This is a genomic window from Clostridium sp. MT-14 (assembly GCF_042436595.1).
GTDB classification, from domain to species: Bacteria; Bacillota; Clostridia; order Clostridiales; family Clostridiaceae; genus Clostridium_B; species Clostridium_B aromativorans.
The window spans coordinates 58,491-83,657 of the sequence record NZ_JBHMIY010000001.1; the positions used below are offsets into that span (position 1 = coordinate 58,491).

Annotated in this window: 22 protein-coding genes and 1 riboswitch; of the genes, 5 read left to right on the top strand and 17 right to left on the bottom strand. The window is 33.2% G+C overall.

Features of this window, described 5'->3' with window-relative positions:
- Positions 1-16: 16 nt before the first annotated feature.
- From ACFHWD_RS00280 to ACFHWD_RS00320, 9 genes are all read right to left on the bottom strand, one after another.
- Positions 17-1,681 (bottom strand): methylmalonyl-CoA mutase, encoded by a 1,665-nt coding sequence (locus ACFHWD_RS00280; RefSeq protein WP_378059760.1) that lies wholly within the window; start codon positions 1,679-1,681, stop codon positions 17-19.
- A gap of 16 nt (positions 1,682-1,697) precedes the next feature.
- On the bottom strand, positions 1,698-3,221 hold the full coding sequence (locus ACFHWD_RS00285; RefSeq protein ID WP_378059762.1) for an acetyl-CoA hydrolase/transferase family protein: 1,524 nt from the start codon (positions 3,219-3,221) through the stop codon (positions 1,698-1,700).
- 211 nt (positions 3,222-3,432) lie between these two features.
- Positions 3,433-3,765, bottom strand: coding sequence for a DUF3870 domain-containing protein (locus tag ACFHWD_RS00290; protein WP_378059764.1), 333 nt, complete (start codon positions 3,763-3,765; stop codon positions 3,433-3,435).
- 41 nt (positions 3,766-3,806) lie between these two features.
- Positions 3,807-3,983: riboswitch (cobalamin riboswitch) on the bottom strand.
- An 11-nt stretch (positions 3,984-3,994) separates the two neighbouring features.
- Positions 3,995-6,589 (bottom strand): ATP-dependent chaperone ClpB, encoded by a 2,595-nt coding sequence (gene clpB, locus ACFHWD_RS00295; RefSeq protein ID WP_378059766.1) that lies wholly within the window; start codon positions 6,587-6,589, stop codon positions 3,995-3,997.
- A gap of 90 nt (positions 6,590-6,679) precedes the next feature.
- The gene (locus ACFHWD_RS00300; RefSeq protein ID WP_378059768.1) at positions 6,680-7,942 is read right to left on the bottom strand and encodes a transcriptional regulator; all 1,263 of its coding nucleotides are present in this window, start codon (positions 7,940-7,942) and stop codon (positions 6,680-6,682) included.
- 18 nt (positions 7,943-7,960) lie between these two features.
- The gene (locus tag ACFHWD_RS00305) at positions 7,961-9,265 is read right to left on the bottom strand and encodes a helix-turn-helix transcriptional regulator (RefSeq protein ID WP_150358030.1); all 1,305 of its coding nucleotides are present in this window, start codon (positions 9,263-9,265) and stop codon (positions 7,961-7,963) included.
- A gap of 246 nt (positions 9,266-9,511) precedes the next feature.
- Entirely contained in the window at positions 9,512-9,664 is a 153-nt protein-coding gene (locus ACFHWD_RS00310) for a YtxH domain-containing protein (protein WP_378059770.1), read from the bottom strand.
- Between the two features lie 105 nt (positions 9,665-9,769).
- Positions 9,770-10,711 (bottom strand): YkvA family protein, encoded by a 942-nt coding sequence (locus ACFHWD_RS00315; RefSeq protein WP_378059772.1) that lies wholly within the window; start codon positions 10,709-10,711, stop codon positions 9,770-9,772.
- A 58-nt stretch (positions 10,712-10,769) separates the two neighbouring features.
- A complete protein-coding gene (locus ACFHWD_RS00320; RefSeq protein ID WP_378059774.1) occupies positions 10,770-12,467 on the bottom strand; it encodes a DNA mismatch repair protein MutS in 1,698 nt (565 codons plus the stop codon).
- 335 nt (positions 12,468-12,802) lie between these two features.
- Between ACFHWD_RS00320 and ACFHWD_RS00325 the strand changes: the two genes are divergently transcribed.
- Positions 12,803-14,560, top strand: coding sequence for an ATP-dependent metallopeptidase FtsH/Yme1/Tma family protein (locus ACFHWD_RS00325; protein WP_378059776.1), 1,758 nt, complete (start codon positions 12,803-12,805; stop codon positions 14,558-14,560).
- A gap of 66 nt (positions 14,561-14,626) precedes the next feature.
- Here the strand turns inward: ACFHWD_RS00325 and ACFHWD_RS00330 are convergent, their stop codons facing one another.
- Both ACFHWD_RS00330 and ACFHWD_RS00335 read right to left on the bottom strand, forming a co-directional pair.
- A complete protein-coding gene (locus ACFHWD_RS00330) occupies positions 14,627-15,649 on the bottom strand; it encodes a rhomboid family intramembrane serine protease (RefSeq protein ID WP_150358947.1) in 1,023 nt (340 codons plus the stop codon).
- A gap of 88 nt (positions 15,650-15,737) precedes the next feature.
- The gene (locus tag ACFHWD_RS00335) at positions 15,738-16,799 is read right to left on the bottom strand and encodes an HD-GYP domain-containing protein (protein ID WP_150358946.1); all 1,062 of its coding nucleotides are present in this window, start codon (positions 16,797-16,799) and stop codon (positions 15,738-15,740) included.
- 229 nt (positions 16,800-17,028) lie between these two features.
- On the opposite strand from ACFHWD_RS00335, the gene ACFHWD_RS00340 reads away from it, so the two are divergent.
- Positions 17,029-17,364: a hypothetical protein gene (locus ACFHWD_RS00340; RefSeq protein ID WP_150358848.1), complete on the top strand. Its 336-nt coding sequence runs from the start codon at positions 17,029-17,031 to the stop codon at positions 17,362-17,364.
- Position 17,365: 1 nt separating this feature from the next.
- Here the strand turns inward: ACFHWD_RS00340 and ACFHWD_RS00345 are convergent, their stop codons facing one another.
- The 6 genes from ACFHWD_RS00345 to ACFHWD_RS00370 form a co-directional block, all read right to left on the bottom strand.
- Entirely contained in the window at positions 17,366-17,794 is a 429-nt protein-coding gene (locus ACFHWD_RS00345; RefSeq protein WP_378059779.1) for a Fur family transcriptional regulator, read from the bottom strand.
- 20 nt (positions 17,795-17,814) lie between these two features.
- On the bottom strand, positions 17,815-18,366 hold the full coding sequence (locus ACFHWD_RS00350; protein ID WP_378059781.1) for a manganese efflux pump MntP family protein: 552 nt from the start codon (positions 18,364-18,366) through the stop codon (positions 17,815-17,817).
- 93 nt (positions 18,367-18,459) lie between these two features.
- The gene (locus ACFHWD_RS00355; protein ID WP_378059784.1) at positions 18,460-19,176 is read right to left on the bottom strand and encodes a M48 family metallopeptidase; all 717 of its coding nucleotides are present in this window, start codon (positions 19,174-19,176) and stop codon (positions 18,460-18,462) included.
- A gap of 202 nt (positions 19,177-19,378) precedes the next feature.
- The gene (locus ACFHWD_RS00360) at positions 19,379-20,293 is read right to left on the bottom strand and encodes a branched-chain amino acid transaminase (RefSeq protein WP_378059786.1); all 915 of its coding nucleotides are present in this window, start codon (positions 20,291-20,293) and stop codon (positions 19,379-19,381) included.
- A 136-nt stretch (positions 20,294-20,429) separates the two neighbouring features.
- Positions 20,430-21,470 (bottom strand): low-specificity L-threonine aldolase, encoded by a 1,041-nt coding sequence (gene ltaE / locus ACFHWD_RS00365; protein WP_378059788.1) that lies wholly within the window; start codon positions 21,468-21,470, stop codon positions 20,430-20,432.
- Positions 21,471-21,547: 77 nt separating this feature from the next.
- A complete protein-coding gene (locus tag ACFHWD_RS00370) occupies positions 21,548-22,804 on the bottom strand; it encodes a glutamate-5-semialdehyde dehydrogenase (protein WP_378059790.1) in 1,257 nt (418 codons plus the stop codon).
- Between the two features lie 325 nt (positions 22,805-23,129).
- On the opposite strand from ACFHWD_RS00370, the gene ACFHWD_RS00375 reads away from it, so the two are divergent.
- From ACFHWD_RS00375 to hslO, 3 genes are all read left to right on the top strand, one after another.
- Positions 23,130-23,399: a small, acid-soluble spore protein, alpha/beta type gene (locus ACFHWD_RS00375; protein ID WP_378059792.1), complete on the top strand. Its 270-nt coding sequence runs from the start codon at positions 23,130-23,132 to the stop codon at positions 23,397-23,399.
- 85 nt (positions 23,400-23,484) lie between these two features.
- Complete coding sequence (locus ACFHWD_RS00380) at positions 23,485-24,228, top strand: class I SAM-dependent methyltransferase (RefSeq protein ID WP_179977901.1); 744 nt, start codon at positions 23,485-23,487, stop codon at positions 24,226-24,228.
- A gap of 45 nt (positions 24,229-24,273) precedes the next feature.
- The gene (gene hslO / locus ACFHWD_RS00385) at positions 24,274-25,164 is read left to right on the top strand and encodes an Hsp33 family molecular chaperone HslO (RefSeq protein ID WP_378059795.1); all 891 of its coding nucleotides are present in this window, start codon (positions 24,274-24,276) and stop codon (positions 25,162-25,164) included.
- Positions 25,165-25,167: the final 3 nt, after the last annotated feature.

Below are 25,167 nucleotides of genomic sequence, written 5' to 3' on the forward strand. Positions count from 1 at the left end.
CCCCTCACTTTTTAATTTATTTATATTCTCCAAATACTCCCCTAAGGACATCACATATCTCACCCAGGGTAGCATATTGTTTTACGGCATCAATTATGAAAGGCATCAGGTTATCTCCCTTTTTAGCTGCATTTTCAAGTGAACCAAGTTTTTCGCCTACAGCTTTTGAATCTCTTTCAGCCTTTAACTGCTGCAATTTCTCCTTTTGTCTCTCTCCTACAGAAGGGTCAACTTTTAGAAGTCCCTTTGGTGGTTCTTCTTCTATCTGGAACTTGTTCATTCCTACAACTACCTGTTCTCCTGACTCTACTTCCTTCTGGTACTCATAAGAACTGTCTTCTATCTCCTTTTGTATATAGCCTTTTTCAATTGCCTTTGCCGCTCCGCCCAGTTCATCTATCTTATTTATATATTCCATTGCCTTTTTCTCTGTCTCATCCGTCAGAGCTTCTACATAATAGGAACCTGCCAGAGGATCTATAGTATCTGGCACTCCGCTTTCATAAGCTATGATCTGCTGTGTCCTAAGTGCAACTCTTACCGAATCCTGGGTAGGAAGTGCCAGTGCCTCATCTTTTGAATTGGTGTGAAGGGACTGGGTTCCTCCAAGTACAGCCGAAAGTGCCTGAAGTGTAACTCTCACTACATTATTATCCGGCTGCTGTGCTGTAAGGGTACACCCTCCTGTCTGGGTATGGAATCTGAGCTTCAGGGATTTGGGGTTGCTTGCATGGAATCTCTCCTTCATGACTTTTGCCCATATTCTTCTTGCCGCCCTGAATTTTGCAACTTCCTGGAACAATCCGTTGTTTGCATTGAAGAAGAAGGACAGCCTTGGTGCAAACTGGTCAACATCAAGTCCTGCTTTTATAGCAGCTTCCACATAGGCAATTCCATCGGCAATTGTAAATGCAACTTCCTGCACAGCCGTAGAACCTGCCTCCCTTATGTGATACCCTGAAATGGATATTGTATTCCACTTCGGAAGGTTCTTGGAACAGAATTCGAATATATGGGTGATAAGTCCCATGGAAGGCTGAACCGGAAATATATACGTTCCCCTTGCCACATACTCTTTCAAAATATCGTTCTGGATAGTACCCCTTAATTTTTCAGGAGTTACTCCCTGTTTTTCCGCCACGGCGATATACATCGCAAGCAGTATTGAAGCAGGAGCATTTATTGTCATGGAAGTACTTACCTTATCCAATGGTATTCCGTCAAAAAGCGTTTCCATATCTTTAAGTGAGTCTATGGCAACACCAACTTTGCCGACTTCTCCTTCTGCCAGTTCATGATCTGAGTCGTAACCTATCTGCGTAGGCAGGTCGAAAGCCACGCTAAGTCCTGTCTGGCCCTGTGAAAGCAGATATTTATACCTTTTATTTGACTCTTCTGCAGTGGCAAAACCTGCATACTGTCTCATTGTCCAGAGTTTTCCCCTGTACATGGTAGGCTGGACGCCCCTTGTATAAGGATATTCCCCCGGAAATGAAAGCTCTTCATTATAATCAATGTCCTGCACATCTTCCGGTGTATAAAGTCTTTTCACCTCTATGCCGGATGTGGTCTTAAAAGATTTTTTTCTTTCTGGAAACCTTTTAAGAGCTTTTCCGAGAGTTCCGCTCTCCCATTTTTCTTTTTCGGACTTCACTTCGTTGATCTTTTCTTCCTTAAACATTTTCTAACCCCTTTCTCTATACTTCTGAATTTGATTTATCAGTCTTGATTTTCATGCTTCCAGTTTCCTCAAATCTCTCGTGCCATGACAGCGCTTCTTTAAGTAAAACCGGCGTATGAATATTTTTGCCTTGACTTGCCCTCTTAAAATAATCTTTAAGGAAAGGTCTATAATAAGGATGACTGCAGTTTTCTATTATGACTTTTGCCTTTTCCTTTGGTGACAATCCTCTTAAATCAGCTACTCCCTGTTCTGTAACTATAACATCTACATCATGTTCTGAATGATCACAGTGAGGTACCATTGGAACTATTGAGGATATTTCACCATTTTTAGCAATTGACTCTGTAGTGAATATGGATATATATGAACTCCTCGTAAAATCTCCTGAACCACCTATTCCATTCATCATTCTGGAACCCATTATCTGACTTGAATTTACATTTCCATATATATCCGCTTCTATAGCTGTATTCATGGCTATTACTCCAAGCCTTCTGATCACTTCAGGATTGTTGCTTATTTCCTGAGGCCTCAATATGAGTTTCTTTCTGTATTCATCAATTTTTTTATAGAATTTTTTTTGTCCCTCCTCAGAGAAAGAGACAGATGTAGCTGAGGCCACTGAAATCTTGCCTTCATCCATGAGATTAAATACTGAATCCTGTGCAACTTCAGTGTATACCTGCAGACCAGTAAATCTGGATTCTTTTAATCCTGCAAGTACTGCATTTGCAACAGAACCAACTCCTGATTGAAGTGGCAGCAAATTTTCAGGAAGTCTTCCCTGTTTGACTTCATTTTCAAGAAAATCTATCAGATTCCCAGCCATCTTCCTGCTTGTTTCACTTATTGGTGCCACAGTTCTTATATTATCTTTTATATCACTGAAAACTATACATTTTATTTTTTTAGGATCTGCCACTATATAATCTGTCCCTATTCGGTCTGCTGCATGAATTATAGGTATCGGCTGTCTAAAAGGCGGTTTTTCAGGAACATATATATCATGTATTCCTATAAGTGAAGTGGGCTGAGTTTCGTTTATCTCCACAATTACAATATCTGCATTTTTAACATATGTAGGTGAATTCCCTACAGATGTAGTTGGTATTATATAACCCTCTTCAGTTATACCGACAGCTTCAACTATCGCTACATCGATTTTGCCCATAAAACCATAATCAACCATCTGTGGGGACATACTGAGATGTGCATCTACGTAATCGATTTTACCTGCATTGATGGCATTTCTTACATCCTTGTGTGTCTGATATGGAAATCTCTTTTTAATTGCGCCGGCTCTGGCCAGTTCTCCATCCAGTTCATCCCCTACAGAGGCACCTGTGTACAAATTGATTTTAATTTTTTCACCATCTTTTACCCTCTTCGCCAGTGCTATGGGCACTGATTTAGGATAACCTGAAAACGTAAAACCACTAGTTCCGACAGTCATGCCGTCTTTGATAAGTTGGGCAGCATCGTTTGGTGTCCCTATACGTTTTAAAAGTTCTTTGTTTTTTATTCTATCCGTAATCATACTATCCCCTTCTTTATTAAATAATTAGCATAATTATATTATTTATTAAATTTTTTAATTTATGCTTTACATTCTGACTTTTTTGATCTAGGTATGTACAATAGAAAAACAAAAAACGGCATAAGTGCATTGAAAAATGTACTCATGCCGTTATTTTTATTAATTTTATATAAAGGTTCAGCCTTCATACCATAATAAAATGGCAATATTATTAACTTTTTTTCTTTACTTTCTTTACTATCATTTTATACCTTTCATAACAATTTATCAATACCGCTATAAAAGATTTTTTAGCCATTCCAAAATAATTATCTTCTATATCCGACACAATTCCTTCAATATCATTCAAATTTTTCCTTATTAACAATTCTTTGGCATATTTTTTTGCGGTGTCAGTGACAAAAGAACACTCTATATCCTGTATTTCTCCTGAATACCTATTTACAATAACTCCTATAACAACTTCTCCACCGTAAAGCTGACTTGCCGTTATTCCCTTCGGAAGCTTTGCATAGCCTGTAATAAATATATTATCCTGTTTCAAAAAACATCCCCCCATAACATATATCTCCCTTTCCTCCGAAGGAATCAACATATATATTAGGCAGGCTTCCTGGCTCAGATTCATCTTACTCCTTAGTCTTCCCAGACAATACATCCAGTGACATGATAAAGTTTCATTCTCCATACAGTAGCGGCGGACTGCAGTATTTAACTTTTCCTTTTACTTATTAAAATAACACCTAATTAAATATTTAATTTTAACAAATTTTCTATATTTTTTCTATTTCAAATTTGTCTTTATAATCCACTTTTATATTACAGCCTTCATAAATATCACCTTTGATTATTTTCTTGGCAATAGAAGTTTCAAGAACATTTTCCATGTACCTTTTCAAAGGTCTGGCTCCATAAACCGGATCGTATCCTTCTTTTGCTATAATATTTTTTGCCCTGTCAGTTATCTCTATATAAATGTTTTTATCTTTTAATCTATTTTCTATATCTTTTAAAAATATGTCTATTATAGATTTGATTTCCTCTGTATTCAATGGTTTAAACATTATTATATCGTCCAGTCTGTTTAAAAATTCCGGTTTAAACTTCAACTTCATGTCATTCATTACCCTGTCTCTTACATCTTTGTCTATTCCCACAGCACTTTTATTTTCCAGAAGATAGCTGCTTCCTATGTTGGAAGTCATAATTATAATGCAGTTTTTAAAATCCACTACCTTGCCCTGATTATCTGTAAGTCTTCCATCATCCAATATCTGAAGAAATATATTAAATACATCGTTGTGTGCCTTTTCTATTTCATCAAATAATATTACACTATAGGGTTTTCTCCTAACTGCTTCCGTAAGCTGGCCTCCTTCTTCATAACCCACATATCCTGGAGGAGCTCCTATAAGCCTTGAAACAGAATACTTCTCCATATATTCCGACATATCTATTCTGATTATATTCTCCTCACTGTCAAATAAAGTCCTGGCAAGAGTTTTGGCCAGTTCCGTCTTACCTACACCTGTAGGTCCCAGGAATATAAATGAGCCTATGGGCCTCTTTGGATCCTTCATTCCTGCCCTTGCCCTTATTACGGCATCAGAAACCGCCTTAACAGCTTCCTCCTGACCTATGACTCTTTTTGAAAGTTCATCTTCCAGCTTAACAAGTTTTTGTCTTTCTCCCTCTACCAATCTGGATACAGGTATCCCCGTCCATTTGGATACTATCTGTGATATCTCCTCTTCTGTAACTTCCTCTTTTAGCATAGCACTTTCATTATTTTCTTTTATAAGATTCTCTTCAGCTTTTATTTTACTTTCCAGTTCAGGTATGACTCCATATTTTAATTCTGCAACTTTATTTAAATCATATTCTCGCTCTGCTTTATCAATCTGGCCTCTCGCGACATCCAGCTGCTTTTTTAAATTTCTCACTTCAGTTATATTGGACTTTTCTTTCTCATATTTAGCTGTCAGTTCATTATCCTTGTCTTTTAAATCATTTAATTCTTTCTCCACTGTTTTAAGTCTTTCCACAGAAGCGCTGTCTTTTTCCTTTGACAATGCCTCCCTTTCAATTTTCAACTGAAACAGTTTCCTTCTCACATCATCCATTTCAGTAGGCACGCTGTCAATTTCAGTCCTTATCATGGCGCAGGCTTCATCAATTAGATCTATAGCCTTGTCTGGCAAATACCTATCCGTTATATACCTGCTGGAAAGTTTCGCCGCTGCCACTATGGCAGAGTCATGAATTCTTATGCCGTGGTATATTTCAAATTTTTCTTTAAGCCCCCTCAGTATGGAAATAGAATCTTCCACAGTCGGTTCATCTATTACAACCGGCTGGAATCTTCTCTCCAGTGCTTTATCCTTTTCTATATATTTCCTATACTCATCAAAAGTAGTGGCACCTATGCAGTGAAGCTCCCCTCTTGCAAGCATTGGTTTTATAAGATTTCCTGCATCCATGGACCCCTCCGTTTTTCCAGCTCCAACTATGGTATGAATTTCATCTATAAAAAGTATTATCTTTCCCTCACTTTTCTGTACCTCTTTTAATACAGCCTTTAATCTCTCCTCAAATTCACCTCTGAATTTAGCTCCTGCAATCAGTGCTCCCATATCAAGTGAAAATATTATCTTATCTCTAAGTCCCTCAGGTATATCGCCTCTTATAATCCTCTCCGCCAGTCCTTCCACTATGGCAGTTTTCCCAACCCCCGGTTCTCCTATGAGTACGGGATTATTCTTAGTTCTTCTCGAAAGTATTCTTACCACTCTTCTGATCTCGTCATCTCTACCTATAACAGGATCCAGTTTGTTCTTTTTCGCCTCTTCAATTAAATTTCTTCCATATTTGACTAAAGCCTCATACGTTCCCTCTGGATCCTGGGTATCAACTCTTTGATTTCCTCTAACTTGAGACAGTGCTTCTAAAAAAGCATTTTTCGTTATGTTAAATTTTTGCAATATTTCATCCACATCTCGAGAATGAATTTCCATAATGCTCAACATTAAATGCTCTACACTTATATAGGAATCCTTAAAGTTCTTAGCTATACTCTCTGCCTTTACAAAAACATCTTCAAACCTCCTGGTAGCATAAAGAGAGCTGCTCTCTGCACCTTCTCCCAATACCTTCGGCATTTTATCCAGAACCTTCTTTGTTTCATTTACAAGAGATTTTACGTCTACAGACATCTTTCCGAATATATTTGGAATCAATCCATCTTTTTCAAATACCAGCGCTGAAAACAAATGAATTACATCTATTTGCTGATGATTATGTCTTACAGCTATAAGTTGTGCTTCATTTATTGACTGCTGGGCCTTTACTGTAAGCTTATTTATATCCATAACAATATTGTGCAAACCTTATAAATAAGTATCTACACAATCCCTCCTTTTTATTTTAATATTGCATATACCATTCATTATAATTAACAATTACAAAAATTTATATTTTTCTTTTAGATTTATAGCAAAGGTAAAATATTTAACAGATTCCTCCACATTACCTACCTTATAATACATCTCTCCCATTTCCATATATCTTTTATATATTTCTCTGCTGGTTCCAAATTTGAGAAGATTATCTAAAGAAAGATTCATACACATTTCTCCCTTTGAAAAGTCTCCCTCTTTTAATAACATCAAAGCTTTGTAATAATATGCCCTTTCTATAAAAGCTATATCGTCTAAATTTATAGCATAATCTAAAGCTCTGTTACATGTAATACATGCCCTCTTTAAGAATTTATTATCTATTAATATATCTGTACTCATAAGCATAAAATGTACTAATTCCCTTATATTATCCTTAGGATATATTCTCAATGATTCATCCAGATAACTCAAAGCCCTATTTTTCTCCCCTAAATTAAACAGTACACGGGCATAATCAAACATTGCTTCACATTTATTCTTTAAATTTTTTTCACAGAGTTCATACACTTTTTTTTCATACTTACTAAATTTATTTATGTCCATTTTTAATGAAAGTATAGCAAGCATCTGATAAATACATACATTTTCTATATCCCCCTGCATTGAATCCATTAAATTTACAATTTTCATCGCCAGTTCATATGCCTTGTCATAACACTTCAGATTAATATAACAGGTGGCCTTATGGTACATAGCTTTTAATAGATATTCACCGCATCCATCCTCTTCACAAATCCGAATTACATTATCATAATAATTTATAGATTGAGAAAATTCTCCGGACACATAAAAATATCTGGCAATATCCATATAGTAAATTGAATTTCTTTCATTGGAAAAGCATTTCTGTAGATAATCATAATAGGTTGAAATTATAAACTGCAGCTTTCCAACTTGTTTTTTATCCAGATAGTGATTAAAAAGCATATGCATTATAACAAAGCATATATCGCTATAAGAGTAATTGTCCGCAAATTTTAAATTATATTGAAGTAATTTTTCATAATTTTCTCCAGGAGAACTTTTAGATATGTCATCTATATTTTTGATTATCTGACTTCTTACATCCTGTTTTAAATATTCAACATCGAGTTCAAGCTTACTTGACACAAATTTTAAAATCCACTGTTCAGGCTTTATTTTATCATTTTCTATACAGCTCATCTTTGAAACGGAAATTTTATCACCGCATAACCTTTTTAAGGTATATCCCTTATATATCCTGGCTCTTTTAATTTTTTGTCCAGTAGAAAGTATCTCCATAATTCTCACCTATTTTATTTAAGAATCTTTTAATAATCCTATTTTTTTAAAATTCTCAACACCTTCATTTAAATATTTAGCAGCTTCTTTATTTAAATTATTTTCTATATAAAATTTTCCTAGCATTATTGATATTTTGGCAGCTTCCTCAATATAATCCATATTATTTGCAAAATTCAATGCCATGATCAAAGTATTTTCTGCCTCTTTTTTATTAGACTCAAGCATATCTATTCTGAACTTCAGCAAATAATAATATATTAAAGTTTTGCTATTCCCCTCATCTACTTTGTCCATTATCTCATCGAGAACTTTTTTTGAATTCTCAATGTCTTTTAGCTTTATATAATTTTCACATATATCCACCAGTGTTGTAACTACATCTCTGTCCTTCAGCTTTATTCTCAATTCTTTCGCCTTATTTAAATGAATAAAAGATTCTTCAATGTTGTCAAACTGATAAAATAGTTTTCCCAAGTTATTTTCAATTTTGGCAACATTCATAGCATCATCCAATTTTCTGTACACTTCTAATGCATTTTTAGAATATTTTATAGCTTTATCTATGTCTCCCTTTTTACTATATTCTTCAGCTAGCAGAAAAAGTGTATTAGCATATTCTTTTTTGTTATCCATTTGATTAAATTTTTCTTTTGCCAAATAGGAATAGTTTATGGCTTTTTCTACATTTTCTAACTTAAAATTTGCACATGCTATATAATAATATATTTCTCCCACTAAAAAATCATTCTCAATTTTGTTTTCATTATATACATTTTCCGCCTGTTGAAAATAACTGCAAGAAGAATGGTAAGATTTCAATTTCATTGTAATTTTACCTAAATTGATAAAAGTCTTTATAATCTGTTCATATTTATTATTTTTAATAAATATCCCATTAGCTGATAGAAAAAATTGTTGTGAAATTAAATAATCACCTTTAGCCATGTGTATTACACCTTTTAAATACAAATTCTTTGCTTTCTTGTATTCTAGTCCATATTTATCCGCAAAATATAAAGTCTTTTCAATGTATTGTTCCGCCTGAATTAAGTTTTCGCTTATTATGCAGGATTCAGTTATATTTTCAAAATAAGTACAAATTTTTTCTGCTTGAGTTTCCTCCGATTCCATTAGATATTCAACAGAAGTCTTCAATTCTGCTGCCAAATATTCCAGAAGATCCATACTTGGATTTGATTTTCCGGACTCTACAAGACTTATTTGTCCAGGTGTAATTCTATCCCCTGCCAAATCCTTTAAAGTCATGTTCAGTTCTTTTCTTCTTTTTTTTATTTTTTCTCCTAAAGAAAGTATCTCCATAATTTCATCTTCCTTTACACTGTGCAACTATAGATCATAAATTTTAACCACATTAAAATTTTTACTAAGTATTTATCCCATTATACCATATTTTTTGTAATAAAAGAAAATCTTTTAAAATATGATCTAAATTAAATTTAAGTTAATAATTGTCTTATTTAAAATAAGATGTACATTTTGTCACTAACATCTGTAATATTATGAAAAAATGTACATCAACCTTCATTTATATTAAATTATAAATTATCACTTCCCCCAATTCATCATTTCATCTGCAGTATCTTTCAGGTGTCTAGAGACTCTTTTTATTTTTCTCCGATTAGATCCCCCCAGCCCAGGCATCACCATCATGCCAACTGCCGCTCCGATTATTGCACCAGCTATAAATTTTCCATGCATTTATATCCTACTCCTTTCTTAATTTTCCCTAAAATATTGATTTTTAATATAATGGGGATTTAACTATATTAAATAGGATATGTAAATTTAATTTTTTTAAACAGACTAATTTTCACAATTATTTATAGGATGGGATTTAAATATGTTTCGAATCTGTTCTAAAATTTTAGATACATTTTTACCCCCTAATATTTCCGTGATATAATTCACTGCTTCCTTTGTAATTGAAATTATATTTTTTTCTCCCTGCCAATTATCCATTATGATCTTTTCAGGTATTTCATCTATTATGATATTAAGTGCAAAAAATGCTATGGAAATATCATCTATTTTTCCTACAAAAGGTATAAAATCAGGTAGTATATCTATAGGACTTGCCAGATAAGCTGTCAGGGCAGTAAGAATAATCTTAACTTTTAAACTCACTCTTTTATCTTTGAGCAATCTCCAGAACAGCACTATTATATCCGGCACAAGCATACCATATTCTACAATTTTTTCGTATTTAGATGGCACTTTGTGTAAAATTTTTTTTCTAAATTTATGATAACCATTTAAAATCAATGGATTTTTCTTTTTCTCTATATGAGGAAATTTTTTCTCTTTTTCATATTTTATATTTTCTGCCTCTATCTCTAAAGCATTTGGTAATGTCTCTATTCTTGTTAATTTAAGATTAAAATATGGTATGAGCTTTACAGCCAAATTTAAATCAATATTTATATTGTCTCCGTTCACATTTATTCCGTATGAAACAAAATTTTCCAATATTTTTTTTACTGCAATATTTTTAACACTTTTTATTATTTTTAATTTATAGATCTTTAAATCAAATATCTTTAAGTTTATAACATTGTTTCTTATGCTGCCCAGCCCCAATTTAATCTCAAAGGCAGTATTTATTTTTTTCTTGTAGGTACCGCTTACAGTAATTATTTCTTGTATATTTATATTTTCTATATCCAATCCTTCTATTTTTAAATAATCTTGAGCTATACTGAGTATATCTTCTTCAGTTAAGATAACTTTTGCTGCAGACACATTCATATATAATTCTCCTCTCCATTATGGTACATTATTTCAAGAATCAAGCATTTTATTAAAATCATTCAATCTGTTCTTTTTCCCACAGACCATTTTTGAGAAACGATGCTGCTTTTTCTTCAGCTCCATTTACAATATTATCTCCATATCCAAAAATGCTTAAAAGCTTTATTGCATTTTGAGTCTTAGACTTCCCCGGGTAAATTTTGTAATCAAAAGATATTTCATTGTCCTTAATGCTCTCCCGAAAATGATAATTTCTAAAATAATCTTCAAGTATGTACGTAAGTTCTATATCATGAGTAGCTGCTATGCAAATACAGTTATTCAATGTAAAATATTTAAGCACCTGTGAAGAAGCTGCTATTCTCTCCACTGTATTGGTTCCCCTGAGTATTTCATCCACAAAACACACGGTGGGTATGCTTTTGTCAATGCTGTCAATAATTCTCTTCAAGGATCTAGTTTCCACTACATAGTAACTTTCCTTTCCCAATACATCATCCCTTAAAGCCATGGAAGTATATACTTTTACATAATAGCCCTCAAAATAACTGGCAGTGCATGTACATATAGTTTGAGCAAATATGATATTCAAAGCTAAAGTCTTCAAAAAAGTTGATTTACCCGATGCATTGGAACCTGTGATCAAAATGGATTCCGTGATCTTCAAAGAATTAGGTACAGCCCCTTTTATAAGTGGATGAACCAAATCTTTAACTACAATACTTTGATTTTTCTTGCTGCTGCATATATGTAATTTTGGGACAGCATAGCTTTTTATTCTCACTCTATATGAAGCAATCGCTATACAGCTATCTATATTCCCAATTATCGAATAGATGGTTTTAAATTCATCACTTTTCTGTTCAAGTACAGAACTCATTTTTTCATAGTTTATCAGATCCGTCAGGAATAATATACTCATATATTCCATTAACATGGCCATATCCGTGCCATTATTGAACAAGCTAAAATAGAATTTCTTGATTTTTCTAACAGAATCAGAAGCATTTTTCAATTTATCAATACATTGACCCAGTTCTTCCACATGGATTTTCAATATCGAATTGGAGCACTTCACTATATTGATTATATAGGCGAAATCCCTGAGCTTATAATCTAATCTTCCTTTAAAAAAATAATGAATTGTAATATTTATGAAGCAGCATATGATTAAAGAAAATGCCCCCACATATAAATTCACAATCATAAATGCAATTGAAGCTATAGGTAAAATCCTAAATAATCTATAAATATTTAATAATGAATGCCTGTGTTCACAGTGATTGACATTATAAAAATAATTGGTTATGGAAATTCCTCTTTTTATTCCAAGCTTACCAAGCACATATTGTAAAGTTTTCCTCTTTTCAGGATTCTTCATAAAATATTCTATAATCTCATTTCTATATTTTAGAGCTTCATCATCATATATGGGTTTTCTCAGCATGGCATAGAGAGATTCAGCTCCTGGAGTACTAGAAGTAGTATCCATATCTTTAAATATTTCATTCATTTCCAAATCATTCCATGTAATATCATCAACGAAAAAACTATTCTTTTCATATAGATTTATATTTCTAAAATATCCTGATATATCATTGATTTCTTGCCTATTGTATTTCTTATCTGATTTTTTACCCCATTGTTCTTCTATTCTTTTTTTTATTTCAGCATTATTTTTTAAAATCGATATAATGGAAACTACTGCAATTATTGTTACTACTACCAATAAGTATCCGATAACCTGAATCAATTTATTCACCTCTGTCTTTTCGGAATGTCCTATAATTAATTTATCTATATCATATCAATTTATACACAGTTCGTCTATACTTACCTAAAAGTAAAGCCAACTTAATTTACCGGGTATCTATCCCCGCCATTTCATCAGTTTTTAGCTTTTTCCATAAATTACACTAGAAATATTTATGATTTTCATTAGACTAATTGTCAAAAATATTATAATATCATTATAATATTACAATTATTATAGTTTAAATTTGTTTTCAAATTATATGTAAAATAATTTAATTATAACTAATTTTTTGTAATTAAGCTAAAAATTATTTCAAGAAGGTGAGAAGTTCAATGAAAAAAATAAAAAACAAGCTTGTTTTAATACCAATTTTAATATTTGTACTCTCTGTGGGTTTATTGGTGTTTATGAATTATAACAATAATTCTATAAATTATAAATCATATACTTCATTTGAAAAAGATCTTTCTGCTAAAAATATCTCCACAATTTATTTAACAGACTCTCCCAAAATAAGGGTACAATTAAAAAATGGTACAATATACGACACAGATAATCCCAGAACACCTAGTACTAAAGAAACTTTCTTGAAAAATGGAATAAATGTACTTGAAAATTATCCTGTAAATAGTAGGCAAGTATACCCTATTGCCCTGATGGCTGTTTCCATTATATCTATTATAATTTTGTCACTTAAACCTTCTGCAAAAGCTTCTAAAAAGGCATTTTCCCTGGATTCTCTGGATGCTACTGCTGTTGAAGACTCCAATTATAATTTTAATAATGTGGCTGGAAATGATGAAGCAAAAGAAAGTGTAAAAGATATAGTAGATTTCCTGAAAAACCCAGAAAAATATACCTCTTATGGGGCCAGAATGCCAAAAGGCATCATGCTTTATGGACAACCAGGTACAGGGAAGACCCTTATCGCCAAAGCTGTTGCAGGTGAAGCAAATGTTCCTTTTTATGCAGTCTCTGGTTCTGACTTCATACAGGTATATGTAGGTGTTGGAGCCAGTCGTATAAGGCAGTTGTTTAAAAAAGCTAGAAATAACAATCAGGGAAAAGCCGTCATATTTATAGATGAAATAGATGCTATCGGCAAAAAGCGAAGTGCTTCAAATAGCTCTGGTGGTTCTGACGAAAGGGATCAGACTTTAAATGCCCTTCTTACAGAAATGTCCGGATTCAATGAAAAAGAAGGCATTGTAGTTATAGCCGCGACCAATAGATTGGATATGCTGGATCCCGCCCTTTTAAGGCCGGGTAGATTTGACAGACATATAGAAATAATCTTACCAGACATTTCCTCAAGAGAAAAAATCATAAATCTACATTTGAAAAATAAACCTATAGGTGATATAGACATCCATGAGTGGGCTCAAAAAACTTCCTATTTTTCAGGGGCAAAAATTGAAAATTTAATAAATGAAGCTGCCATAATTGCCTGCAAAGAAAATAGTGCTACTATTGAAAATGATCATATGGATAAAGCCTTCTCCATTGTATTGGCGGGATACGAAAAGAAAAATAGAGATTATATAAGAGATGTGGATAGAAAAATAACTGCATATCACGAAGTGGGACATGCATTGGTATCCTCAAGAATACTGCCAAATGAAAAGATATCTAAAATAACGATTATTCCAAGTACCAAAGGTGCAGGTGGATATACATTAAGTATTCCAGAGGACAAGCTTTATGAAAACAAGGATTATTTAAAAAAGCGGATAATGGTACTCCTTGGAGGCCGTGCCGCTGAAGAAGTTGTATTCGGCTCCAACTACGTTACTACCGGAGCCCGCAATGACTTGCAGCGCAGTACCAATATAGCCTTTAACATGATAACTCAATACGGTATGGGAAAAACATTAGGTCTTTTAAACATGCAGGAGCTATATGATTTGAATATAAATCAGGATAAAATAATTCAGGAATGCAAAAGTCTAATTGATTCCATATATGGAGAAGTGAAAAACATCATAATCGAAAACAGACACTGTCTTAAAAAAATAACAGATTTACTTTTAAAAAAGGAAACTTTATTTTCAAAGGATTTAAGCGAATTAAAATCAACGGCATATAGGTAATCACAACATATTCCCTATAAGAGTGCTCATCATCGGTTTTTCAAATTACCAGGAGCACTCTTTTTTCTACTTCATCTTATCCAACAGCCAGGTTATAGATATACCTCCTATAAGTCCTCCTAAATGTCCAAAATTATCTACATTTGCCACAGAAAATCCTATCATCAGATTCATTATAATTACAAACATTATATTCACAATAAATCCTCTTCCTACCTGCCTTTTCATTTTAAGGGCAAATACCAGAGAAGCACCTAAAAGTCCGAATATCGCACCAGATGCTCCTACAGAAATAGAAGGTGAAAATACACAGCTGAAGGCAGATGAAATAATACCCGATACAAAATATATGATCACATATTTTATTTTACCATATATTTTTTCAATAAAAGTACCCATTATATAGAGAGAATACATGTTTACAGCTAGGTGTATTATTCCTGCATGTAAAAACATGCATGTGAATAATCTATAGTATTGTCCACTGTCTATAAGAGAATTGACCTTAGCTCCCATAAATATAAGTACATTTAAATTGCTATCAAATATATTTCCAGAAAAATATGATGTTACAATATAAGTCATTATGTTTAAAGTTATAATCACGTAAGTGACAATAGATTTAGTCATTTCCTCTCTTCTACCTACACCACTGCCATAAGAATTATTGAGGCCAATATGCTGCATTGCCTGAGCTATCTGTTCGGCCAAATTTCTCACAGCATTTGTACACCCTAATACCCTGTTTAAATTGGGGTTGATTAAAATCAATTCACACTGTGGATAAATTTTATAATTTAACTGTGGATTACTACCATTTTGCAATATATCGGCATTTTTATCTACAACTATCTGTATTAATCTCATATCCTCACCGGGAAGCAGCTTTCTAAAATTATACATTATATTTTCTACTACTATATCTCTATAACTTTCTATATCAGAAAAAAACATTATATTTAGGGCATCACCATCTCTATTATATATTGCCCATCTGCTGCATACTCCTGGCTGCTGATCCATCTCTATGATATTAAAATCATACAATTTATAAAGTTTATCTATTAAATCTTTAATATATGAATTCATGTTTATCTCCTGAAAATATAAATATTTAATGATTTAAATATTCTTAGATCTATTATACGCTTTACAAATTATTCTATACAATTCCATTTTATTCAACTATTGTTACTATAACCAAATCTGTACTTTTCAGCAAATCTATTTCAAAAGCTGGTATAGCTTCCCTGGTCTTTGCATCGTACAGCACTCTTATCACCGGCCTATCTGGAAATCCCCTATTTTGCCTTATAACATAACCTTCAACCCCATTTGACAATTTGACACAACATCCCAGGGGATAAATAGCAAAAGTATTTTTAAAATAAGATACCAGATTTTGATCAAAACTGCTTCCGCTTCCTGAAAGAATGAGTTCATAGGCATCGTTAGGGCTAAATTTTTTTCTGTAACACCTGTCATTGCTCACCGCATCATATACATCACATATACAAACCAGTTTTGCAAATTTTGTTATCTGTCTATTACTGAGTCCATAAGGATATCCTTTCCCATCTACTCTCTCATGATGCTGCTCCACCATCTTTATTATATTATCTGAGATAGCAAAATTCTTTTTCAACAGTTGTGAGCCATATATAGGATGTTTTTTTATTTCATAAAATTCCTCCTCCGTAAGCCTGTCCCTTTTATTTAATATAGCAGTAGGAACTTTCGTCTTTCCCACATCATGCAGTGCCGCTCCTACTCCAATTTCCTTTAAATCCCAATTGTTATATCCTGCTGAAATGCCCAAAAAAGAAGCCATAATGCATACATCTATAGAATGAATAAAAGTATAATTATCATAAGTTTGTATATCATAAAGGCTTTTATTAACATCTCCAAGCTCAATTATATAACTTATCATATCTTCCACATCTATTAATGATTCCTTTAGTTTTTTGCCATTGCAATCATGTATATTTGCAAGTATATTTGACATGCTTTTAATTGTAAACTGTTTTAATTGGGTTAATTTTTCATCCTCCACCTGTACATCTTCTAATCTTTCATCCTCTACATATAAATAAAACACACCTAATTCTTTTAGTTTACTTATGAAACTACTATTTAATTCAACTCCTGCTCTTAACAAAACTTGCCCTTCACTGGTTAATATGCTTTTCCCTAGTATATCCTTTTCTTTAACCCTATTTATAAACTCTAACCTCATCATTTCACCTCAATAAAGTTTTGCATAATAATTTTATTTTTTACGAAACCATAACAACATATTATTTTAAAAATTAAAATACCATGACTTTTAATTAAAAGCGTATCTATCAATATTCAGTTATTATTATTGAAAATTCTACCAGTAAATATGAAATTAGTATTTACTTATGAATAAATTTTAGATATTATAATATTGAAAATATTTTTTCCATTATATGGAGGTAAATATGAAAAAATTTTTATTTTTAACTATGCTAATTATTATAAGTCTTGTAATAACAAAAAATATATACACGTCAATTAATTGTAGAAATATTGATTATGCAGTTACGCACTACTTTACAACGGGAATTTTTAATAAATATAAGATATACGATATGCAAGATATGACTACCTCATTTTCCAACGGTGCAGTTGCATTCATTAAAGTTGAGGGAATCTCAAGTGAATCCCCTCATAGAAGAGTAGGATATACTGTATTTTTGGAAAAAAACAACAGGGGTATATGGAAAGTAAAAAAGGTATATCCTGCCCAAGTAACTCTTAAGCAAAGTGATTTTTAATTTATACTTTTTTTATTTTCTTTCTGCAATCTCTGCATATACCTTTTATCTTAAAATCAAGCTTTTCCTCTTCAAATACAAAGCCTGTTTTACTCTTTATTATTTCCTCTACCTGTTGCATGGGACAATCTATTTCTATTTGCTTATGACATATTTTACATTGTAATATATGCTTATGTTTTTCTCTTATTATTGAATAACTGTATTCCCCTTGACCTAAATCAATTTTTCTTACAATCTTTTTTATTTCAAATAGCTCTAAAGATCTGTAAATTGTAGATAAATCCACATTTACGTTTTTTTCCTTGCACTTTTTAAATATACTTTCCGCATTTATTGCCTCCTCACTTTTATATAATATATCCATGATATTTAATCTTGCCTTTGTAACTTTTATGTTATATTTTCTCAAACATTTTTCTACATCCATGAATTCACCCCAAGTTTCTCTTAAAAAAACATCATTTTAATACCAAATATAATAAGTATTATACCACCTATATAATCTGCATACTTGCTTATAATATGTATTTTCCGAAGATACCCTGAAATCAGGAAGGCAATCAAAGATATTAAAAATGTAGTTATACCTATAAATAAAGTACTATACAGCAAATTCAAATTACTCTCTATATTATTCAAAGTGGTAAATCCAATTATCAAAGCATCGATGCTCACTGAAATTCCAAATACCATAACCATTCCCGGTTTAAAAAATAGAGATTCCTTTTTATTTTTCAAACCATCTCTCAGCATTAATACTCCTGTTATCAATACCAATGCCCCTCCTATAACCTCTGGCACGGAAACAATATATCTATTAAATAGAAATCCTGCATATGCTCCAGATATTGCAAAAAAAAATTGGAAAAATCCAAAAGAACCTATAAATTGAATTTTAATCTTTCTACTTATTGCTTTATTTAATCCTATACAAAGTGAAACACCAAAAGCATCTAGAGAAAGTGCCAGTGCAATCAAGAGTAGTGAATAAAACTCCATATCAGTTTTCCTCTCACATTATTTTTCTCGTATAAATATTATTTTACTTCATATTTCTTTTGATGTCTACACTATAATGGTGCATCCAGGATTTTAAGGGAATCTAAGCATGTATCCATTATTTTTAAGCCAATTCCTTTTATCCAAATATTGAGGTATTATGGAGCCAACCATTCTCCAATATCCCCCAGAGTGATCCATATACACTAGATGACAGAGTTCATGCACAACTATATAATCTATTACATCCAAAGGTGCCATCAGAAGCTTGTAATTAAAACTTAGATTCCCTTTTGAAGAACAGCTTCCCCACCTGGTTTTCTGACACCTTACTGTTATTTTATTGGGATGTACATTTATCTTTTTACCATAAAACCTCACTTTTTCAGCAAAAATTATTTTGGATTTCTCTTTATAAAATTTACGGATGCTTTTGTTTATAGCCTCCTGATTTTTTATTAATGAACTATTGCCATAGATAATAATTTTGTCATTCAAAACTTCCACGTGACATTCTTTTATATCTGACTCGCATTTTTTTACTTCTAGAAGTTTCCCCAGCCAAAGCATATTTTTCCCCTGTGAAATACCCATGGACTTCATATACTCAATCTTGTCTTTTATGATATTTTTACTTTTATATATCCAGTCCATTTTGCTTTTAACTATCTTTTCTACAGAGTCATAATTTATATTCCATGGAGCTATTACAATTATATCCCCCTTTTCATCTATACTTATACTTACATTCTTTCTGTTTTTCCTGATAACTCTGTATTTAAGTGATGAAATTTTATGAGTAGTTTCCATATTCCCACCTTCTGACAGCAGATTTATTCTATTTCCTTTTTTAGATATTAATATTTCTTATGCCTTCAATTTAAAATAAAGCAAATGGCAATTCACCATTATAACTTTATGATAAATTGCCATTGATATTAAATAAGTTTCGTTATCCATTCACCGCCAATTGAGCACTTTGACCGGTCTTTTCAAATTTGCATTTATATAATCAATAAACTGGTGTACAATATTTAGCATACTTAGGATTTTTCCCAGTAGTAAGTCCAAAGAAAAGCTCCTTGATTTTTTTATAAACCTCTCCTTGTTTACCCGTACCTATAATCCTATTATCCACCTTTACTATTGGGGTAACTTCCATAGCAGTTCCACTAAAGAATATTTCATCTGATGCATAGAGTTCTGTCCTGGCAATGCTTCTTTCTACTACTTCAATTCCAAGTTCCTCTCTGCCAAGCCTCATGACAAGATCCCTGGTTATACCTTCTAGTATATTGTCAGAAGGCGGCGGTGTAATCAACTGCCCTTTTTTAACAATAAAAATATTTTCTCCAGGTCCTTCGCAAACATGTCCACTTACAGTCAAGAACAGTGCTTCATCATATCCACTTTGATTTGCTTCTAAAGATGCTAAAGCGGAATTCAGATAAGCTGCAGTTGGCTTAGTCCTTGGAGGAAGCATGGTATCCTCCAGTCTTCTCCAAGAAGATATACAGACGCTTAGCTCTTCTTTGCCTGCAAATTTGCCCATGGGTTGACAATATATAAGGAACTTAGGTTCCGCATCCGAAAGGGTTGGATTTATATTTGTCCCTCCATCAAATACGACAGGCCTTATGTAAGTAGTCTGTTTAAATTGATTTTTCTTCAACAAATCCACTGTAATTTTACATAACTCATCTACACTATAAGGAATATTTAAATTAAAAGTCTTTGCAGATTGAAGTAATCTAACATAATGGTCTTTCAGCCTGAATCCATAAAGTTGTTTTTCATCCTCATCCCAGTAGGCTCTTATACCCTCAAAGCATCCTAATCCATAGTTAAATGCCTTTGATCTTATGTTTATAGTTACCTCATTTTCATCTACAATTTTTCCATCATAAAATACATATGATTTTGACATTAAAAAAGCCCTCCTTTTAAAATCATCTAAAAGCAAGTTGTCCAAAATAGCAACAATTACTTTTATGTGCCCCAAAAATTTAAAATATTTACTATTAAATATACAGCTATAAAAAAAATAAGTCAACACAAATAATTTAGTTACAATTTTTACGAAGTATTTCCTTAAAAGTGTTTACAATATAAGGTATGTCCTGCTTTTTCACCCAGTAATTGGTTACAAACCTCATCTTTCCGCCTTCTTCTGGATTTATTTTAATTCCCTTCTTATAAAATTCCTCTACTAGCTTGGCACTGTCATAACCAGTTTCTGACATGTCAAAAAAAACCATGTTTATTTGAATGTCTTTCATATTCACTTTTATCCCAGGTATTTTGGATAGTTCTTCTCCAAGGGAAATGGCATTTTCACGATCTTCGCCCAGCCTGCCCACCATATCCTTCAGTGCCACAAGTCCTGCCGCTGCCAGAAAACCTGCCTGCCTTAATCCACCACCCATAAGTTTTCTACATTTTCTAGCTTTCTCAATGAAACTTCTGGAACCTGCCAGCATAGAACCTACAGGAGCGCACAATCCTTTGGACAGACAAAACATTACAGAATCACAATACTTCGTTATCTCCCTGGCATCCACTCCCAAATAGGAAGCTGCATTAAATACTCTGGCACCGTCAAGGTGAACTGGAATATTATATTCTTTGGCAGCATTATAAATTTCAGACATGTTTTTTAAGGAAAGTACTCTCCCATTGGAATAAGCATTTTCCATACATATAAGTCCTGTTTCTGGATAATGTATATTTTTTTCAGTTCTTATTGTCCTTCTTACTTCTACAGGATCCATTTCCCCCCCATTAGTTCTAAGTGTTCTCAGCTGAACTCCTGCTATAACCGACGCAGCACCTACTTCATGAACTACAATATGGCAATCATCTCCCAATATTACTTCAGAACCTCTCTTACAGTGTGTAAACAGGGAGAGCTGATTCCCAAAAGTACCACTTGGCACAAACAATGCCGCTTCTTTACCTACAAGTTTAGGTGCATATTCCTCCAATTCTCTCATTGTCGGATCATCTCCGTACACATCGTCTCCAACTCTGGCACTATACATGGCATCTCTCATAGCTTGAGTAGGCTCAGTTGCAGTGTCACTTCTCAATTCTATAAACCTCATATAAAACACTCCTCTTTTTATATACTAGTTTAATTATAAACTCACAAGCTGCAGAACACCATATTATCAAGGCAATATTATTTTCGTATTTGGCCTTTCCCATATACCATATACTTAGTAGTTGTCAATTCATTTAATCCCATAGGCCCCCTGGCATGAAGCTTTTGAGTGCTTATTCCTATTTCCGCACCAAACCCAAATTCCCCGCCGTCCGTAAACCTGGTAGAGGCATTTACATATACAGCAGCTGCATCAACTTCCCTTAAAAATTTCTGGGAAGAAGTGTAATTATTAGTTATTATGGCCTCAGAATGTTTTGTACCGTATTTATAAATGTGATCTATAGCTTCATCCACAGAATCAACCACCTTTACAGCCAAAATCAAATCTAAGAATTCCTCTTCATAATCTTCCTCGGTAGCTAATTTTATATTTGGAATCAATTTTTGCGTTCTTCTGCATCCTCTTATTTCAACATTCAACCTTCTTAAGGTATCTCCCAGGCGAGGTAAAAATTTTTCAGCTGCATCCTTATGAACAAGTAATGTTTCCATTGCATTGCAAACTGCCGGCCTTTGTGTCTTGGCATTTACAACTATTTTCTCTGCCATATCCAAATCTGCATCAGCATCCACATATACATGACAATTTCCAGCTCCTGTCTTAATTACAGGCACAGTGGAGTTTTCTGCCACAGAATTTATAAGTCCCCTGCCTCCCCTCGGTATTAAAACATCTATATATCTATTGAGTTTCATCATAACCTCTACTGCTTTTCTCTCAGTAATATCAATAAATTCCATAGATCCTTCCGGGAAACCTGCATCAACAGCTGCTCTATTTATAATACTATATATAGCTGAATTTGAATTAATGGCCTCTTTTCCTCCTCTTAGGATAACTGAATTCCCGCTTTTAAGGCACAACGCCGAAGCGTCCACTGTTACATTTGGTCTGGCTTCATATATTATCCCTATTGTTCCCAAAGGCACTCTCACTTTTTCAATACGCAGATCATTAGGTCTTTTCCACATTTTTACGCCCTCACCTATGGGATCAGGAAGGGAAGCTACTTTTTCAAGGCCCTCTGCCATAGAATTTATTCTCTTTTCATCTAAAGACAATCTATCGATAAAGGCATTGTTTTTCCCGCTTTTTTTGGCATTCTCCAAATCCAATTTATTGGCCTCTAAAATATCATCTTTACTTTTTTTAACCTGATTCGCCATGGAAAACAGTGCTCTATTTTTATCTTCAGTACCCATATTAGATAAGATTCTCGCTGCTGTACTTGCCCTTTTAGCCTTCTCTACAACATAATCATCTATATTCATAATTTTATTTTACAATCCTCCCTCTTTAATTCTGTACAACGTGCATAAAGCCACTTAAATTTGATCCCATTAAACCTCCTACTCTTCAAGTAGAAAAAAATATTTATGAATTAATTTATCCATAATTGTATCAGTAAATCATTATACGGTCAATGTATTTCTACCTTCAAAAAATATAGGAGTAAGTATATATAATATTTTAAATATAGATTATAATTATTATATAGTTAGACAACTGCTTTTTTAATGAATAGGATTTCAATTATGTATAAATCTCGCTTTTGAGGTAAAAATAATTTATAGTAAAAGTGGGAGGGTGGTATTAATGTCAAAAACGCCGCTGAAGAAAATAATAAAGGCAAAATTAAAAGCAAACAGAGAGCTTACAGAGGCCGAGAAACTGAGAGAAAAATTGAAATACGAAATAGCAGAAGAATTGGGATTAAAAAGGAAAGTGGATCTTTATGGCTGGAGCGGTTTGACAGCTGAGGAAACCGGAAGAATTGGTGGTATGATGACTAAAAGGAAAAAGGAACTCAATATACCAAAAAATGAAAGTCTATTGAACAATGAGATAACCAAGAATACACAGTAATTTGATTCACGGAGTGTATAAAAATAGCTTTAAGAGAGGGGAAATATCCATTATATATAATATATAAGATTATAATGGGATACAAATGAATTGTTACGAAAAATTCGCACATATATACGATAAATTGATAAACGAAGATATTGATTATGGTAAATGGGCTTTAAAAATTTTAGATCTGTGCTGTACTTTCAATGTAGAATTCAAGAATTATCTGGATTTAGCCTGTGGAACAGGAAATATGACTGAAAAAATAGCACCCCATTTTCAAAACAGCTGGGCAGTGGATCTGTCCAATGAAATGCTTTCTGAGGCAGATAAAAAATTGAGAAACAGAGGATTAAAAACAAATTTAATATGTGAAGACATAAGCAATTTAAAATTAAATAGACAATTTGACCTAATAACCTGCTGCCTTGATTCCACAAACTACCTGCTAAAGGAAGAAAATCTGGAAAATTATTTTGAAGGCGTATTCAGCCACCTCAATCCCAATGGAATATTTGTATTCGATATAAATTCCTATTATAAGATCACCAGCATATTGGGCAATAATACCTATACCTATGATGAGGGTGAGCTAACTTACATATGGGAAAATTATTTGCAAGATGAAATTGTGGACATGTATCTCACCTTCTTTGTAAAATATAAGGACATATATAGACGATTTGACGAACACCATAGAGAAAGAGCTTATAGATGTAATACAATAGAAAAATTTTTAAAAAACTGTAAATTAAGTGTTCTGGGAAAATTAGACAACTACCAGACTGACAGTATAACTGATATTTCTGAAAGAATAGTATATGTAGTAAAAAAATACAAATAAAGTGGTTCACAATAAATTGCTAGCACTGAGGAGATGAATTTGATTATGGAAGATAAATTGATAAGAGCTACGGCCAAAAACGGCAACATCAGAATAATAGCTGCTTCTACTACAAGACTAGTAAATGAAGCTGTTAAAATTCACAAATGCCGCCCCACTGCAGCTGCAGCTTTTGGAAGAATGCTAACCGCTGGATGCCTTATGGGTGCAATGCTAAAATCACAAAGTGACAGTTTGACTTTAAGAATATCAGGTGGAGGAAAAGCAAAAGGTGTGCTGGTGACCTCCTATTCAGACGGACATGTAAAAGGATATATTGGAAATCCTACGGCAGATCTACCTCCCAACGGCAAAGGTAAATTGGATGTTGGGGGAATCATAGGCACAAATGGAAATCTAACCGTCACAAGAGATCTGGGACTTAAAGAACCTTATTCCAGCCAGGTACCCATACAGACTGGAGAAATAGGAGACGATTTGGCTTACTATTTTACAGTTTCTGAGCAAACTCCTTCTGCTGTGGCACTGGGAGTCTTAGTAAATGTAGATCTCAGCATAAAATCTGCCGGCGGATTTATACTACAGATGATGCCGGGGGCAGATAACAGCCTGTCAGACCTACTCACAAGCAGGCTGCAGGAAATATCTCCTATATCCACCATGATAGATGTGAAGAAAAATATATATGAAGTATTAAATGATATATTTGGAGACATAGATCTAAAAATACTGGATGAGCTGTCTCCATCCTACAAATGTGACTGCTCCAGAGAAAGAGTTGAAAAAGCTCTCATGAGTATAGGATTTAAAGATTTGAAAAAAATCTATACTGAAGGTAAATCAGAGGAACTCAGGTGTAATTTTTGCAATAAATCCTATGTATTTACCCATGACCAAATAGGTAGAATACTTAAAAGTGCTAAAAAAGATCTTTAAAGA

What these genes read in the sequence shown, in the direction of transcription:
- ACFHWD_RS00280 (WP_378059760.1), bottom strand. Translation starts at nt 1,681, where the DNA reads ATGTTTAAGGAAGAAAAGATCAACGAAGTGAAGTCCGAAAAAGAAAAA.
- ACFHWD_RS00285 (WP_378059762.1), bottom strand. Translation starts at nt 3,221, where the DNA reads ATGATTACGGATAGAATAAAAAACAAAGAACTTTTAAAACGTATAGGG.
- clpB (WP_378059766.1), bottom strand. Translation starts at nt 6,589, where the DNA reads ATGGATATAAATAAGCTTACAGTAAAGGCCCAGCAGTCAATAAATGAA.
- ACFHWD_RS00300 (WP_378059768.1), bottom strand. Translation starts at nt 7,942, where the DNA reads ATGGAGATACTTTCTACTGGACAAAAAATTAAAAGAGCCAGGATATAT.
- ACFHWD_RS00305 (WP_150358030.1), bottom strand. Translation starts at nt 9,265, where the DNA reads ATGGAGATACTTTCTTTAGGAGAAAAAATAAAAAAAAGAAGAAAAGAA.
- ACFHWD_RS00310 (WP_378059770.1), bottom strand. Translation starts at nt 9,664, where the DNA reads ATGCATGGAAAATTTATAGCTGGTGCAATAATCGGAGCGGCAGTTGGC.
- ACFHWD_RS00315 (WP_378059772.1), bottom strand. Translation starts at nt 10,711, where the DNA reads ATGAATGTGTCTGCAGCAAAAGTTATCTTAACTGAAGAAGATATACTC.
- ACFHWD_RS00325 (WP_378059776.1), top strand. Translation starts at nt 12,803, where the DNA reads ATGAAAAAAATAAAAAACAAGCTTGTTTTAATACCAATTTTAATATTT.
- ACFHWD_RS00330 (WP_150358947.1), bottom strand. Translation starts at nt 15,649, where the DNA reads ATGAATTCATATATTAAAGATTTAATAGATAAACTTTATAAATTGTAT.
- ACFHWD_RS00335 (WP_150358946.1), bottom strand. Translation starts at nt 16,799, where the DNA reads ATGAGGTTAGAGTTTATAAATAGGGTTAAAGAAAAGGATATACTAGGG.
- ACFHWD_RS00340 (WP_150358848.1), top strand. Translation starts at nt 17,029, where the DNA reads ATGAAAAAATTTTTATTTTTAACTATGCTAATTATTATAAGTCTTGTA.
- ACFHWD_RS00345 (WP_378059779.1), bottom strand. Translation starts at nt 17,794, where the DNA reads ATGGATGTAGAAAAATGTTTGAGAAAATATAACATAAAAGTTACAAAG.
- ACFHWD_RS00350 (WP_378059781.1), bottom strand. Translation starts at nt 18,366, where the DNA reads ATGGAGTTTTATTCACTACTCTTGATTGCACTGGCACTTTCTCTAGAT.
- ACFHWD_RS00355 (WP_378059784.1), bottom strand. Translation starts at nt 19,176, where the DNA reads ATGGAAACTACTCATAAAATTTCATCACTTAAATACAGAGTTATCAGG.
- ACFHWD_RS00360 (WP_378059786.1), bottom strand. Translation starts at nt 20,293, where the DNA reads ATGTCAAAATCATATGTATTTTATGATGGAAAAATTGTAGATGAAAAT.
- ltaE (WP_378059788.1), bottom strand. Translation starts at nt 21,470, where the DNA reads ATGAGGTTTATAGAATTGAGAAGTGACACTGCAACTGAGCCTACTCAA.
- ACFHWD_RS00370 (WP_378059790.1), bottom strand. Translation starts at nt 22,804, where the DNA reads ATGAATATAGATGATTATGTTGTAGAGAAGGCTAAAAGGGCAAGTACA.
- ACFHWD_RS00375 (WP_378059792.1), top strand. Translation starts at nt 23,130, where the DNA reads ATGTCAAAAACGCCGCTGAAGAAAATAATAAAGGCAAAATTAAAAGCA.
- ACFHWD_RS00380 (WP_179977901.1), top strand. Translation starts at nt 23,485, where the DNA reads ATGAATTGTTACGAAAAATTCGCACATATATACGATAAATTGATAAAC.
- hslO (WP_378059795.1), top strand. Translation starts at nt 24,274, where the DNA reads ATGGAAGATAAATTGATAAGAGCTACGGCCAAAAACGGCAACATCAGA.